The organism is Pseudomonas inefficax (genome assembly GCF_900277125.1).
Lineage (GTDB): Bacteria > Pseudomonadota > Gammaproteobacteria > Pseudomonadales > Pseudomonadaceae > Aquipseudomonas > Aquipseudomonas inefficax.
Genome location: NZ_OPYN01000167.1, coordinates 1 through 13,217, shown reverse-complemented (window position 1 = coordinate 13,217; position 13,217 = coordinate 1). Strand labels below are relative to the sequence as shown.

Genomic DNA, 13,217 nt, shown 5'->3' with positions numbered 1-13,217 from the left:
ATCGACGGGGCGTTACTGTGGACGGGATCCTCGGCCTAACGTCCGTCAAGGTGCATGAAAATTCGGGCAAGCCTGCCGTCGGCATTGCTATATGCGTAGTTAGCTGCCTCGACAAGCGCATACTCCTTGCCGGCAGTATCAAACTCTTGGCGAAGCTCTTTGAAGGATTTCTCAGTAAGGAACGAGTAGAGCTCGCCGTCGTTATGCTGGAACGATCCGTCTGTCGAGACGACACCACAGAGGTATCCAACCTCTTTGTGTTTCGTGATCAGCAGGTACGGAAAAATTGTTTGTCCTGGGTTCATCTTTTGTCCTTGCAACTCATCATGCCCCGGTCCACAGGCTTTCCGGCAACGGACCGGGGCGGTTCATTGGAGGAGCAAAGCTACTATGGCGAAATGCTGGCGCGGTACTGGTATTTCATCCACGCTGGATGGGTGGACAGGCTATGAACCTTAAATTCTGTCTATCTTGTCCAGGGTTTTTAGGCCACCAAGCACGTAATCCAATTCTTCGTCCGTTTTCGAGCTTAAGCCTGCTTCGATAATCTCTTCTAGCTGAGAGACATACTCCATGAGGTAGAGCTCGAACATCGGGCCGGGAGGCACTATTCCCATCATGAATTCAGCAGCCCATCGCCTCCTACTAGCTTCATCGAAGGATGCAATTACAGCTTTGGTCAGAGCTTCTTTACTGGGGTCGAGATCGACACCATCTTCGAAATCCTTTACCAGCTTTTCTCGTGCGTTGCGAATGGCAGCGGCTTTCTGTTGTGGCGTAATCAATTGGCGCTCTCCATGTCATGTTATTTTTTGCAGTCGATGCTCGCCCAGATGGGCTGAAACCTTGATAGCACAGATTGGATGAATTGGTTAACGATCCAAGACCTGTAACCCAGGTTCGGGATTATCACCCGGTTTAGCTGTGGTAGATTCCCGTCATCAACAAGGAGGGATCACATGCGAGTTCTGATCGGAGCAGTGGGACTGGTATTGCTGGCGGGGTGCGTGTCACCAAGCGATCTGAAAGGCAATTCACCGACGACCAAAGCCGTTACCAAGAAATCACCAAAGGAGTACGCGCTATGTGTACTCCCCCAATGGCAGGATGCTCGATCTGAAGCGACCATGTCAGAAACTCAGAATGGCTACCGTCTTGTCGTTGCTGCGATGAACCTAACAGACGAACTACTTGAAGTCTCGAAGACGGACGCAGGTAGCTCGGTTATATTTTATCAACGGGTTGCATGGATGCCCGGCGTCGGGCGTTCCGCGATAGAGAGTGCAGTAAAGTCGTGCCTTTGACATAGCGCCACCTATCAACCGCCTTCGGGCGGTTTTTTATTCCCTGGAGGAAAGTATGGCTGCAACGGTAGCGCATTACGCGCAGATGACGACGATCAAGCTTTCCGGCTCGCTGGCCCAGAAATTTGGCCGAGTGCATCGCCGCCAGTTGGAAAGTGGAGAGGGGTGGGAGGCATTCAAAGCTTTGCGCGTAACGCTTCCCGGTTTTGTAGAGGAAATCAGGCGGCTTGATGCCCTAGGGATCCGCTTTGCCGTATTTCGGAACCGAAAAAACGTAGGCGCGGATGACTTAGGGCGCCGTGGCACCAAAGAGATTCGGGTTGTTCCTCTTATTGGCGGGAGCAAACGCGGAGGCCTTCTTCAAACGATCATCGGCACCGTAATCTTCGTTGCGTCCTTTTTCGTTCCTGGGATGCAAGGGTGGGGGCAGTCTCTCGGCGCATCGCTTGCCCTGGGCGGCGTCATCCAGATGCTCAGCCCCCAAGCCAAGGGTTTATCCCAAAGCGCTGCACCCGAGAACCTGCCAAGTTACGCCTTCGGCAGCGCAAAAAACACTACTGCCAGCGGCAATCCAGTCCCGATCTGTATCGGCGAGCGCCGCTGGGGTGGGGCGATCATCTCTGCCTCCATTGAGGCGCAAGACAAGGCCTAGGGCCGATTCAGCGTACAGACCGCCTCCGGGCGGTTTTTTGTTGCCCGGAGGAAAGCATGGGCCCGACAGATCACCTGGACATCACCGGCGCCAAGGGCGGCGAGAGCAAGCCGAAATCCCCCGTCGAGGCGCCGGACAGCCTGCAGTCGACCAACATCGCCAAGCTGCTGCTGGCTGTCGGCGAGGGGGAGTTTGACGGCACACCTACCGACCGCGACATCTACCTCGACAATACGCCGATCATGGATGCCAGCGGCAACGTGAACTTCCCGGGCGTGAAGTGGGAGTGGCGCCGAGGCACTATCGAGCAGGACTACATCCAGGGCATCCCGTCGGTAGAGAACGAGACCACTGTCAACGTCGAACTGCGCAGTGACAACCCGTTCACCCGCGCATTGAGCAATACGCAGCTTTCCGCCGTGCGCGTACGCATGTCCTGGGCGCGCCTGGCCAAGCAGGACAGCAACGGCAATACCAACGGTTATCGCATCGAGTACGCCATCGATATCGCCACCGATGGCGGTGCATACGTCGAGGCTCATCGCGGCGCCGTCGATGGCAAGACCACCAACGGATATCAGCGCTCCGTGCGCGTGAACCTGGCGGCGGCTACCTCGGGTTGGATGCTGCGCGTACGGCGCATCACCCCGAACGCCAACAGCGGTACCGTAGCCGATACGATGACCATTGCCGGCTACACCGAGATCATCGACGAGAAGCTGCGCTACCCCAACACGGCGCTGCTGTACATCGAGTTCGACGCGCAGCAGTTCCAGAACATTCCGGCAGTGACCGTGAAGTGCAAGGCCAAGCGCTGGCCCGTTCCGAGCAACTATGATCCAGTGGCCCGCACCTACACCGGCGTATGGGATGGCACCTTCAAGCAGGCCTGGACCAACAATCCCGCATTTGTGACCTACGGCCTGTGCGTCGAGGATCGCTTCGGCTTGGGCAAGCGCATCAAGTCGTGGATGGTCGACAAGTGGGAGATGTACCGCATCGCTCAGTACTGCGACCAATTGGTGCCGAACGGGCAGGGTGGTCAGGAGCCTCGTTTTCTGTGCGACATGAACCTGCAGGGCCGCGCCGAGGCCTGGACCTTACTGCGCGACCTGTCCGCTATCTACCGTGGCATGGTGTACTGGGCCCACGGCTCGCTGTTCATGCAGGCGGACATGCCGCGTGCACAGGACATCGACTACGTGTTTACCCGGTCCAACGTCATCGACGGCGAGTTCGTGTATGGCGGTGCCGAGCGAAACACCCACTACAGCCGTGCGCTGGTCAGCTACGACAACCCTGGCAACAACTACGACACTGATGTGATCCCGGTGACCGACCTGGCGCTGCAGCGCCGGTACCGCGACCGGCCAATCGAGATCTCGGCCATCGGCTGCACGCGCGCATCCGAAGCCCAGCGCCGGGGGAAGTGGGCACTGCTGAGCAACAGCCAGGACCGCACTGTCAGCTTCAAGACCGGCATGGAGGGCCGTATCCCGCTGCCTGGCTACGTCATTCCGGTGGCGGATGAGCTGGTGGCCGGCCGCCCGAATGGTGGACGAATCTCGTCCGCCGCTGGCCGAGTGGTCACCCTCGATCGCGACACGCCGATCAAGGCAGGTGACCGCTTGATCCTGAACCTGCCCAACGGCACAGCCCAGGCGCGCACCGTGCAGTCCGTGGCCGAGCGCGCGGTGACGGTGACGACTGAGTACAGCGTGCAGCCAGAGCCCGAGCTGCAATGGGCAATCGACTACGAAGACTTGGCGGTGCAGCTGTTCCGCGTGCTGAAGACCACCCGCACCCAGGAAGGCGAGTACGAGATCACCGCGCTCGAGTTCAACCCAAGCAAGTTCGCAGCGATCGACACCGGCGCCAAGCTGGACGAGCGCCCGATCAGTGTCATTCCGGTCACTACCGTACCGCCGCCTGCCAGCGTTTCGCTGACTTCGGCCTATGCGGTGGATCAGGGTATCGCGGTCAGCACCATGACCATCAGCTGGCCGGCCGTCCAGGGGGCGGTCGCTTACGATGTGGAATGGCGCAAGGACAACGGCAACTGGATCCGCCTGCAGCGCACAGGTACTACGTCGGTCGACGTTGTTGGGATCTACGCTGGCGCTTACCTGGCCAGGGTGCGCGCCGTCAGCTCGTTCGACATAACGTCGACCTGGCGGGACTCGACGCTCACTGAGCTGAAGGGCAAGGAGGGGTTACCGCCGGCGGTCACTTACTTGGCGGCCGATCCGCTGATCTTCGGGATATCGCTGAAATGGGGAATTCCACCAGGCGCCGAGGACACCCAGCGGACAGAAATCTGGTACGGCCCAACGAACAGCCTGGAGGCTGCGACGAAGCTCGCCGACCTGGCCTACCCGCAGACCGAGCACGTAATGCAAGGCCTGAAGGCCGGTGTGTCGTTCTTCTTCTGGGCGCGCCTGGTGGACCGAACCGGCAACATCGGCCCATGGTACCCGACTGGCAATGGCGTGCTTGGCCAGTCTGGGGCGGATGCCAGCCCGGTGCTCGAGCTGATCAGTGGCCAGATCACCGAAAGCGAGCTGGGCCAGGAGCTGCTGAAGGAGATCGAGAAAATCTCGGGCGACTTCCCTGGCTCCGTCAATGATCGTATCAACGAGGCGAAGCAGGAATTAGAGGACCTGATCACCGACTTGACCGACCCGCTGGAGTACGTGCCCACCGACGCCTATGCCAAGAACGATGCGGTACGCAGTGGCCACCGCCTGTACATGGCCATCGCGCCGGTGCCGGCAGCAGCTGACGGGAGCAACGCGCCGCCGAACCCGGCCTTCTGGGTCGACATCGGCAGCATTGCCGAGACCGCAAATGGCCTGGCCCAGGCTGTGACGAAAAACACCACGGACATCGCCACGATAGACGGGAAGGTGATAGTGAACGCGGCCATGCTTCAGGCCGTGCAGTCGGCGTACCGCGACGAAAATCCGGAAGGTGCGCTCACCGATGCGCTACGGGGCTGGGATACGCTTGCCAAGGTGTCCGAGGAGTCGCGCACCAGGGCGACCCAGAACGAGGCGATGGCAACTCGAGTGACAGGTGTGGAGGCGAGAGTCGCGGACAACACCGGCAGTATCCGCAGCCTGGAGCAGACAGTTGTCACGAACGAGCAGGCCACGGCCAGCAGATTCACGGACGTAAACACCAAGGTGGGCTCCAACTCGGCCAGCATCTCGGTGCTGGAAAAGACGGTCACCGACAATGAGTCGTCGACGGCCTCTCGGCTTGAGACGGTCAACTCCAGAGTAGACGCTACAAATACCGCGCTCGATCAGGAGAAGGCCGACCGCGCGGATGGGATTGCCGGCGAGAGGGCGCTTCGTGAGGCATCCATCAGTGAGGAAGCAGCCACCCGCGCAGATGCCGACCAGGCGCTGGGCGTCCGCATTGGTTACATGGAGGCCTCTTTCACGGTGCCGCAGGCCGAGCGAGATGACACCGGCGAAGGTGCACTGACCGGAGCACTGAAAGGTTGGGAAAACACTGCCAAGATTGCCGAGGAGGCCAAGGTCCGGGCGTCTGAAATCGAAGTCCAGGCGAAGAAAACCGAAACGCTGGAGGTGTCGTTCAACTCGGCGCTGGATAAAGCCAACGGTGAAATACAGAAAACCAGCGCCTCGGTGCAGGTCACCAGCCAGGCCTTGGCTGCGCTCGATAACAAGGCCAGTACTATGTGGTCGGTCAAGATGCAGGTCAACGCCCAGGGCCAGTACGTGGCCGCTGGCATCGGCCTTGGCATCGAGAACGGCCCGGCCGGATTGCAAAGCAAGTTCCTGGTATCGGCCGACCTCTTCGCAGTGGTCAATGGCATCAACGGCACGCTTTCCTCGCCGTTCGCAGTGCAGGGTGGGCAGGTGTTCATGAATGAGGCCTTCATCCAAGACGGCACCATCACGAACGCCAAAATTGGCAGCTACATCAGCTCGACCAACTACGTGGCCGGCCAGCAGGGCTGGATCCTGAACAAGAGCGGGACGTTCGAGATCAACGGCACGGTGGCAGGGCAGGGGCGCTTGCTGATCAATAACCAGCGCCTGCGCATCTTCCACGCCAACGGCAACTTGGCGATCGACCTGGGAGTGAACGTATGACGGCAGGCCTAAAGGTCTACGACCCGAGCGGCCTGGCGCTGCTGGATATGACCAGTTCGATCAGCCAGATGATGGGCTATGTGGACACGGGAGCGGCCAACGGGTCGCTCTCGATTCCCCTGGCACCCGCTGGAAAGACGCTTTTCTACGCCATCACCGAGCTTTCCGCTCAGAACAAGTACCTCGGCAAGCGGCCGGGGGTGACGCTGGTCGTGGGGGCCTCCGTCGCCACCCTGTCTTGGCAGTACTCCTACGCCGGTGGATGGGGCTTCTACTCGCTCAACTGCCGCATTCACTATGGGTATTACTGATGTCTGCAGGCCTGAAGGTTTACAAGGAGGATGGAAGCCTCCTGTTCGACACTGAGAAGATCACTTATGGGCTTTTGAAGAGCGGCTATCTCTCTTTCCAAGTCAACTGGCCGCGCCTCGAACATCGATCGGCGCAGCTTCCCCCTAATGAAGGAAGCAGCTATGCAGAGTCATCGATTGTCGATGCAATTCACGGCTTCAGCGTTACCGGGGTAATTGCACCAATCGTATTTATAACGGGACCAGGAATCTCTTGCGGGTCCTCAAAGTCGGGTGACACCACGACGTTCTATTTCATCGGGGCCAGCCCTTCGACGAAGTTCTACTACTTCGACACTATGCGAAACACGCTGAACGGAGCAGGTCTCAAGTGCTACGACGAATCCGGCGCGCTCACCTTCAATTCATTACAGTACCCGCTAAACATCGTCGATACGATTAGTGCGCCCGCGCCCCCTACGCCCACAGTGGTGAACGGCATTAAGCTCTACAGCGTGCCTTTCGCGGGGGCCACCAAGACTGCTACGCGGTTCATCAACAGCGGCCCTTACTACTGTGTAGCAACCGTATTCATCGCTGTTGGCACAGGAGAGTTTGCGGCCAGCACTACCTTTTCGAGGTCGTTGGGGCAGGGCGCTATGGAGAATATGCCATCGCCCGGTAGTCCATTCCCTGCTCGCTCGAATATGCAAGCAAACATGGACGGTGCCTATGGAGCCGATGGCGGCATTTACTTCATGGCCTGTGACGCAGCCCGCACAACAATGCTGCTAAGCAATACCGCATCTACCGCTTACTTCGACATACCCACCGATCGATACCCGCAGGCGCTCGTCATCAAGACGGACGATCTCCCATTTCCATTCAACTAATCGGAGCATCCTATGCCCTGGTACAGGACAGGCACGGTCGCGATTGCGGCTGGCCAAACTACGGTGACCGGTACCGGCACCAATTTTTCCGCAAACGCCCGGGTGGGCGATGCGCTGCTGGGCCCCGACGGCAACTGGTATGAGGTGACCAACATTGCCAGCGCTACGGTGCTGAGCATCTTGCCGGCATACAAGGGGGCAACGGTAGCCGGCGGCACCTATGCCATTACGCCGGTGCAGGGTTACACCAAGACCCTGGCCGACAAGTTCAACGATATCGCCAACACCTGGGGCTCCACGCTGGCTGGGTTGGGCGCGGTCTCGACCGAGAACGTGTTGCCGGTGAATAAGGGAGGCACTGGCGGAACGAACCAGGCAGATGCTCGCACCGGACTGGGCCTGAAAAAGGCGGCCGTAGCCGACATCGCTGGCAATGTCAGCCAGAGTGGTGGCGTACCAACGGGAGCCATCATTGAGCGCGGTAGCAATGCCAATGGTGAGTACACCAAGTATGCCGACGGGACCATGGAATGCTGGATGAGCATCGTTGTTACCGACCAGGCTATTGATACTGTATATGCCGGCGGAGTGTATCAAGGGACGCGAATCTGGTCGTTCCCTGCGGCATTCTCAGGCGTGCCAGTGGTAACTCCAGGGTCTTTCCGATGGGGCTCTGCTGCAAACTGGGCGGCTCTCGCAGGCACACCGAGCGGTTCGACAGTCACGCTGCGAGGTTTCGATATGGCGTCCCGGGCCGTAGGCACTGCAGTCCAAATTTCTGCCCTAGCTGTAGGGAGGTGGTTCTAATGATTCTCAAGCTTTCCCCGGTTCGTTCTGATATCCACCTCTCGGTTGCGAAGACCGGCGACATTCTGGAGGTGAACGGCGTAGCCCTAGACTTCTCGCGTCTGGCCGATGGCGCGACTTTGCCGGCCGAGGCCGTAGGCTGCAACTTCGTGATTGCCCCTGTGGAGCGTATCAACGGCGACCTGGTGCTGACCCTGATGCTGCCTCATGACGCCGACGCACCGCAGGGGGCGCGTTTCCCGGTCGACCTTTATCCGGCTGACGGTCAAGTGCAGTTGCCCGGCCTGGAGCTGGGCGATCGCCTGTCCGCAACTGCTGGTGTAATCGACTGGTCGCAAGTCATCACCGCCGAGGCCAAGGCCCAAGCCGCCGCTGAGCAGCTGCTGGCCACTGTGGTTTCTGAACAGGCGCAGCGGCGCGCCGTGGCCGATGCAGCGATTGCCCCGCTGCAGGATGCCGTTGAGCTTGACGAGGCCACCGAAGCTGAGGCCGCTCTGCTGATCGACTGGAAACGCTACCGTGTGGCGCTGAGCCGCTTACCTGACCAGGAAGGCTACCCCAACGACATCGATTGGCCCACGCCGCCGGCCTGATCCGGTTGAACGACCACCTGCCTTTTGAACACAACCGGCCCAGAGCCGGTATTTTTTTGCCTGGAGAATACCCATGACCGCACGCGGCATCCGCAACAACAACCCTGGCAACATCGACTTCAACTCGCGTAATGCCTGGCAGGGCCAGCTCGGCCTGGAGGCCGGCGTTGCCAAGCCTCGCTTCGCCCGCTTCGACACGCCAGAGAACGGCATCCGCGCCCTGGGCAAGCTGCTGATCAACTACCGCGGCAAGGATGGGATGCCCGGCGTTGGCGGGGAGGGTATCGACACGGTGCTTGAAACCATCAACCGTTGGGCCCCGAGCAATGAGAACGACACCCAGGCCTACGCCAGGGCCGTGGCCAAGCGGCTGGGCGTGCACCCCACCGACCCGATCAATATCAAGGAGCCGACCACGCTGCGGGTGTTCGTTGAGAGCATCATCATCCATGAGAACGGCAGTAATCCCTACAAGGACCAGGTTATCAGCGAGGGCGTTCGGCGGGCGCTGGCATGACATGGTTGGGCGCGGTACCGGCCTGGTGCTGGTGGCTGATCGCTCTGGTGCTGGTCGCCGGCGGCCAACAATACCGGGTGGTAATGGCGCAGCGTGATACCGCGACGGCGCACAGCGAGCTGTCCGACTACCGCCTGCAGGTGTCCGAGCGCGACCGGCGCGCAGCGGCCCAGGCCAGAACGGAAGAACAACGCCGCCAAGCCCTGGCGGACGAGGAGGGTGAGAGTGCACGCAAGAAACTGGAACTGGCCAAAGGCCGCGCCGCTGCTGCTGAGTCTGCTGCTGGTGGGCTGCGCAGGGAAATCGACCGACTGCTTGCCAGCCACCGAGCCACCTGCGACACCATCGCTGCCCAGCAGCGCCCGGCAGGAACCTCTGCCGTCGTGGTGCTCGGCGGATTGCTTGAAGAGTCTGACCGAATGGCGGGCAGCTGCGCAGCGGCGCTTGAGCGAAGCCGAATAGCCGGCCTGGCATGCGAGGCGGTGATCGACGGTTTTGGAAAGTTCTCCCCATAGCAAGGAAGCCGGGAAGTAGAACAGCGCCCTAGCCAACTATTGGTACCAAGAAATTACAGCGGATTGGACCCATGAGCCGAGCCGCGTACGCAATAAAATGCGTCTGTGTTTACGAAAGCGCTTATGGAGTATGTATGACTCGTATGAATTGGTTTGAAAAGTCTCCCGGTGCAGCAAAAGCGCTGACCGGGTTACACCACTATGTAACCACCGGAACGAATCTACCTCCGGAGTTGATACATCTGGTTTTCCTTCGAGTATCACAGATCAATGGTTGCGCGTTCTGCATCGATCTTCACTCTCGCGACTTGATCAAAGGCCGCATGTCAGTTGACAAGGTGCTGCTAGTCGCGGTTTGGCATGAGGCGGAACACTTATTCTCTGATCTAGAGCGCGCTGCATTGAAGTGGGCAGAAGAGGTGACCAACGTGGGAGAAACCCATGTTTCGGATGAGGCCTACGCTGCCGCCTCCGCGGTCTTCAGCGAGCGAGACCTGGTAGATTTGACTGCCACGATTGCTGCAATGAACGCTTTCAACAGGATGGGGGTTACGTTCAGACTCAAGCCTGCCGCGAAGGCGTAGCTGTCAACCGCCTAACCCTGCGAAGGAAGCCGTCAAGGTGGAGCTCGGTTTTCCGCCTTATCGGGGTGTGAAGTCAGGGTCAATTTTAGCCGCATCGCCTCGATCCACTGAATAGCGGCACTGGGGCGAGGCGGCCTATAATGCACTGACTTCCACCAAAGGATTAATCCGTGAAAAGAACGCTGGAGGGGATGGCGCTCGCTGGTGAGCCCTTGCTACTGAAAGCTCTGGAAGCGGTCCGGGCCCATCGTGATGCGCAAACAGGTGGTGCCCCGCCTAAAGAGGTCGAGCGCCTGCGCCTATTGGCGGATTCGCTATACCAAGCGGTTCTAGATTACCAGTTAATCCAAGCAGGGCGGGCACCGGCTACCATTCAGTGATGGCCTCCTAAGGATGTAACCCCTATGAAGTGTAAGCCGCCGATCCTTTACCCTGACCATCCCATGTATACCGACGCCGTGGATGCCATGAGGCGTTATCACGAGGCTCAGGGGGCTGGCAGGCCAGCCGACGAAGTCGAGCGGTTGCGCCTGATCGCTGAGTCGCAGTTTCAGGCAGTCACCGATTACCAGCTCAAAGCGTTAGGCGGCCCTGCTGGCCAGGTTCACTAATCGGCTCGATTAGATCGGCGCCTTGGTTGCGCACATTGCCAACCGCTGTGCTAACCCGGTACCACTCGAAGACCTCGGCTGGCTCGCCCAGGTTAAGCACCAGTTGCTCTGCGTGCTCGTTTGACATTCCTGCCGCGATCCACTCGTACGCCAGCTCTGGCGACAACACGACAGGTCGGCGATCGTGCACATCAACCATACCGCCCTGGGCGTCGGCGGTGATAATGACGAACCCGTCATGCTCGCCACCGGAGAATTGGCCAATCGACGCGCAAAGGGCAGGGCGTCCGTCCCGGCGCCGGATGTAGTAGGGCTGCTTCTTCGGCCCGCCCTCGTTCACCCATTCATACCAGCCATCGATAGGCGTTATAGCCCGGTTTGGCCAGATCAACCGGAAAAATGGGCCGTGCGCCACCTTCTCCACCCGGGCGTTGATCGGCGCAGCACGGTCGGTCGCCCAATGCGGCCGCCATCCCCACTTCACCAGGTCCGCCCGAGGGCCTGCGTCATCGACCCGCAGCACCGCCACAGGCGTTGTCGGCGCGACGTTGCACCTGCCAAGCGGCTGTTCTCCTATGTTGTTCTTCCAGGCCTCTGGCAGGCTCAGGGTTTCAACGAAGTCGTGTATGCCTCGGTACTGGCTCAGCCTTCCACACATGCGCGGCCCTCCTGCCTGAGCAAACAAGCATAGTCCGCCGAGCGGTACTGGCGCATTTGCGTTTCCTGATGCTGAAATACTGTATCGATATACAGTATCAGGTGCAGCATGTACTTCCTCCTCGTTCGCCGCCGCGTGAATGGCGTGGCCATCCCTTCCGATCAGCTCAGGAAGATCCAGCCTTTGCAGGCCGACATCCACATCGGTGACCACCACAGTGAGCCGCTGGGCCGGGTATCGACCCAGGCCTGGGTGTTCAACCCGTCACCTGGGCCCGACATCATCCCCCGGTTGCACGACGCTAAGCTCAATGGCATGGCCCAGCTCGGGATCAACATCAATGGTGTCGAGGAAATCGACGGTGTGTTGTACGCGCAGTCATGGTGGTGTCGTGCGGTGGGCACTTATGGCAACTGACCTGCCGCAGGCCTGGCTGGCCGAGCTGAATGACCAAACTGCCTTGGTGGCTGATCCTGATGGGCGCGCAGCCGTCCTCAGCGAGATGGCCTATGCCGGGCACCGCCGAAAGGAGGTCGATGACGGTGATCTGGTCGACATGCTCGAGCTTGCCGAGGCAGCCAGGCTGTGGGCGCTGGATGAGTCTGAGAGGGATTTGGAGTAGTTCGGCAGAACGCCGGAGGAGGGTGGTCTGGGCTGTCTAAAACCGCTCAAAAGCATCTCGGTTTTACTGGGCGAAAGTCGCTGAAACAGGCCGAACCGTATTAGACAGCGGAGGTGCACAGGCCGCTTGTGACGCGGCCTGAGGCTCGAATCTCACGCTACTGCTGCATTACTGGCAGTTGCGCACATCGAACAGGTACGAGCTTATGACCTCGGCGCGGCGCGCGAACTCCTCGATGGTCTTGCTCCGGTACACCTCTACGCCTGGTTGACGTTCCGAAAGCGTGCGATGAATTGCCTCATAGAACTGCTCGTAAGCGATCGAGTAGCCAAGCTCGCCGAAGGCCACATGTAGCGCTTGGTGAAAACGCTCTTCATCCTTCGGGTGCATGGTGTGCCAGGTGTCAACGCGTAGCCACGGCAGTAGAGAGAGCTGGAGTGCCTGTATGTCCATGTTGAGCTTCCTGCAGAGTAGGGGTGAGCCGGATTCTAACGACTAGGCGAGCATTTTTTCATCAAACATCGATTCCAAAACCGAAGCGGCGACCCTTGCAGTATGCGGCCTGTAGCCGTGCCGTTTCGTCTTTGTTTTGGAATCGATTTCGGTCCTAGCGCCCCGTGATTCGGATACTTGTACCACGGTCTTGAAAACCGCTGACCAGGCGCGAAAATCAGTTCCGCAACTCCTGCCATGCCCCTTGATTTTAAAGGGCTGCAGCGTTGCTAAAAAAGCTTCTATGCGGAACTGAAAAGCTCGTAAGCTACTGAAATGCAAAGAAATGCAGGGCGGATTGCAAATCCGTCTACGCCGGTTCGATTCCGACCTCGGCCTCCACCATTCGAAAGCCCCGCAGCCATTGAGGTTGCGGGGTTTTTATTTGGGCGCTAGAAAATACCGAAGTCCCAAAACTATTGATTGCCAGTCCCAAAACTTTATCATTTTGAAGGCTTGGCAATGGCCCCGACGCGCCGGTAAACGCGTTCAGTGATTCCCTCTTTCGAGTGCCCTAGCAGCACGCTTGCATCGCTCAGGTCGTTGATTTCC

Annotated in this window: 18 protein-coding genes and 1 pseudogene; 14 read left to right on the top strand and 5 right to left on the bottom strand. The window is 59.3% G+C overall.

Features of this window, described 5'->3' with window-relative positions:
- Positions 1 to 35 precede the first annotated feature (35 nt).
- Both JV551A3_RS30730 and JV551A3_RS20110 read right to left on the bottom strand, forming a co-directional pair.
- Complete coding sequence (locus JV551A3_RS30730; protein ID WP_166674276.1) at positions 36 to 305, bottom strand: hypothetical protein; 270 nt, start codon at positions 303 to 305, stop codon at positions 36 to 38.
- Between the two features lie 150 nt (positions 306 to 455).
- Positions 456 to 785 (bottom strand): hypothetical protein, encoded by a 330-nt coding sequence (locus tag JV551A3_RS20110; protein ID WP_133973721.1) that lies wholly within the window; start codon positions 783 to 785, stop codon positions 456 to 458.
- 174 nt (positions 786 to 959) lie between these two features.
- Between JV551A3_RS20110 and JV551A3_RS20105 the strand changes: the two genes are divergently transcribed.
- The 12 genes from JV551A3_RS20105 (at position 960) to JV551A3_RS31085 (ending at position 10,893) form a co-directional block, all read left to right on the top strand.
- Positions 960 to 1,304: a hypothetical protein gene (locus JV551A3_RS20105; RefSeq protein ID WP_133973719.1), complete on the top strand. Its 345-nt coding sequence runs from the start codon at positions 960 to 962 to the stop codon at positions 1,302 to 1,304.
- Between the two features lie 55 nt (positions 1,305 to 1,359).
- Positions 1,360 to 1,956 carry a tail assembly protein gene (locus JV551A3_RS20100; RefSeq protein ID WP_133973717.1) on the top strand — a complete coding sequence of 199 codons (597 nt, stop codon included), beginning with the start codon at positions 1,360 to 1,362 and terminating at the stop codon, positions 1,954 to 1,956.
- 56 nt (positions 1,957 to 2,012) lie between these two features.
- Positions 2,013 to 6,083: a TipJ family phage tail tip protein gene (locus JV551A3_RS20095; protein WP_133973715.1), complete on the top strand. Its 4,071-nt coding sequence runs from the start codon at positions 2,013 to 2,015 to the stop codon at positions 6,081 to 6,083.
- Complete coding sequence (locus JV551A3_RS20090; protein ID WP_133973713.1) at positions 6,080 to 6,394, top strand: hypothetical protein; 315 nt, start codon at positions 6,080 to 6,082, stop codon at positions 6,392 to 6,394. The genes JV551A3_RS20095 and JV551A3_RS20090 overlap by 4 nt, the downstream gene beginning before the upstream one ends.
- Positions 6,394 to 7,266 (top strand): hypothetical protein, encoded by an 873-nt coding sequence (locus JV551A3_RS20085; RefSeq protein ID WP_133973711.1) that lies wholly within the window; start codon positions 6,394 to 6,396, stop codon positions 7,264 to 7,266. Before JV551A3_RS20090 ends, JV551A3_RS20085 begins: the two co-directional genes overlap by 1 nt.
- 63 nt (positions 7,267 to 7,329) lie before the next feature.
- Positions 7,330 to 8,073: a hypothetical protein gene (locus tag JV551A3_RS20080; RefSeq protein ID WP_235874616.1), complete on the top strand. Its 744-nt coding sequence runs from the start codon at positions 7,330 to 7,332 to the stop codon at positions 8,071 to 8,073.
- Positions 8,073 to 8,666: a tail fiber assembly protein gene (locus JV551A3_RS20075; RefSeq protein WP_235874615.1), complete on the top strand. Its 594-nt coding sequence runs from the start codon at positions 8,073 to 8,075 to the stop codon at positions 8,664 to 8,666. Before JV551A3_RS20080 ends, JV551A3_RS20075 begins: the two co-directional genes overlap by 1 nt.
- 73 nt (positions 8,667 to 8,739) lie before the next feature.
- Positions 8,740 to 9,183, top strand: coding sequence for a structural protein P5 (locus JV551A3_RS20070; RefSeq protein ID WP_133973707.1), 444 nt, complete (start codon positions 8,740 to 8,742; stop codon positions 9,181 to 9,183).
- Positions 9,180 to 9,698 carry a DUF2514 family protein gene (locus JV551A3_RS20065; protein WP_133973705.1) on the top strand — a complete coding sequence of 173 codons (519 nt, stop codon included), beginning with the start codon at positions 9,180 to 9,182 and terminating at the stop codon, positions 9,696 to 9,698. The genes JV551A3_RS20070 and JV551A3_RS20065 overlap by 4 nt, the downstream gene beginning before the upstream one ends.
- Positions 9,699 to 9,832: 134 nt before the next feature.
- The gene (locus tag JV551A3_RS20060; RefSeq protein ID WP_133973703.1) at positions 9,833 to 10,282 is read left to right on the top strand and encodes a carboxymuconolactone decarboxylase family protein; all 450 of its coding nucleotides are present in this window, start codon (positions 9,833 to 9,835) and stop codon (positions 10,280 to 10,282) included.
- A gap of 170 nt (positions 10,283 to 10,452) precedes the next feature.
- On the top strand, positions 10,453 to 10,662 hold the full coding sequence (locus tag JV551A3_RS31090) for a hypothetical protein (protein WP_133973701.1): 210 nt from the start codon (positions 10,453 to 10,455) through the stop codon (positions 10,660 to 10,662).
- Between the two features lie 24 nt (positions 10,663 to 10,686).
- Positions 10,687 to 10,893 (top strand): hypothetical protein, encoded by a 207-nt coding sequence (locus tag JV551A3_RS31085; protein WP_133973699.1) that lies wholly within the window; start codon positions 10,687 to 10,689, stop codon positions 10,891 to 10,893.
- On the opposite strand, the gene JV551A3_RS20045 is transcribed toward JV551A3_RS31085, so the two are convergent.
- On the bottom strand, positions 10,856 to 11,551 hold the full coding sequence (locus tag JV551A3_RS20045; RefSeq protein WP_133973697.1) for an SOS response-associated peptidase: 696 nt from the start codon (positions 11,549 to 11,551) through the stop codon (positions 10,856 to 10,858). The two genes, JV551A3_RS31085 and JV551A3_RS20045, sit on opposite strands and share 38 nt — an antisense overlap.
- Positions 11,552 to 11,659: 108 nt before the next feature.
- Here JV551A3_RS20045 and JV551A3_RS20040 point away from each other — a divergent pair, with 108 nt between their 5' ends.
- Entirely contained in the window at positions 11,660 to 11,968 is a 309-nt protein-coding gene (locus tag JV551A3_RS20040; RefSeq protein ID WP_133973695.1) for a hypothetical protein, read from the top strand.
- The gene (locus tag JV551A3_RS20035; RefSeq protein ID WP_133973693.1) at positions 11,958 to 12,173 is read left to right on the top strand and encodes a hypothetical protein; all 216 of its coding nucleotides are present in this window, start codon (positions 11,958 to 11,960) and stop codon (positions 12,171 to 12,173) included. The genes JV551A3_RS20040 and JV551A3_RS20035 overlap by 11 nt, the downstream gene beginning before the upstream one ends.
- A gap of 168 nt (positions 12,174 to 12,341) precedes the next feature.
- Here JV551A3_RS20035 and JV551A3_RS20030 read toward each other — a convergent pair whose 3' ends face one another.
- Both JV551A3_RS20030 and JV551A3_RS31080 read right to left on the bottom strand, forming a co-directional pair.
- Positions 12,342 to 12,626: a hypothetical protein gene (locus JV551A3_RS20030; protein ID WP_133973691.1), complete on the bottom strand. Its 285-nt coding sequence runs from the start codon at positions 12,624 to 12,626 to the stop codon at positions 12,342 to 12,344.
- A 482-nt stretch (positions 12,627 to 13,108) separates the two neighbouring features.
- Positions 13,109 to 13,217 (bottom strand): annotated as a pseudogene (locus tag JV551A3_RS31080) (integrase); the annotation flags it as partial.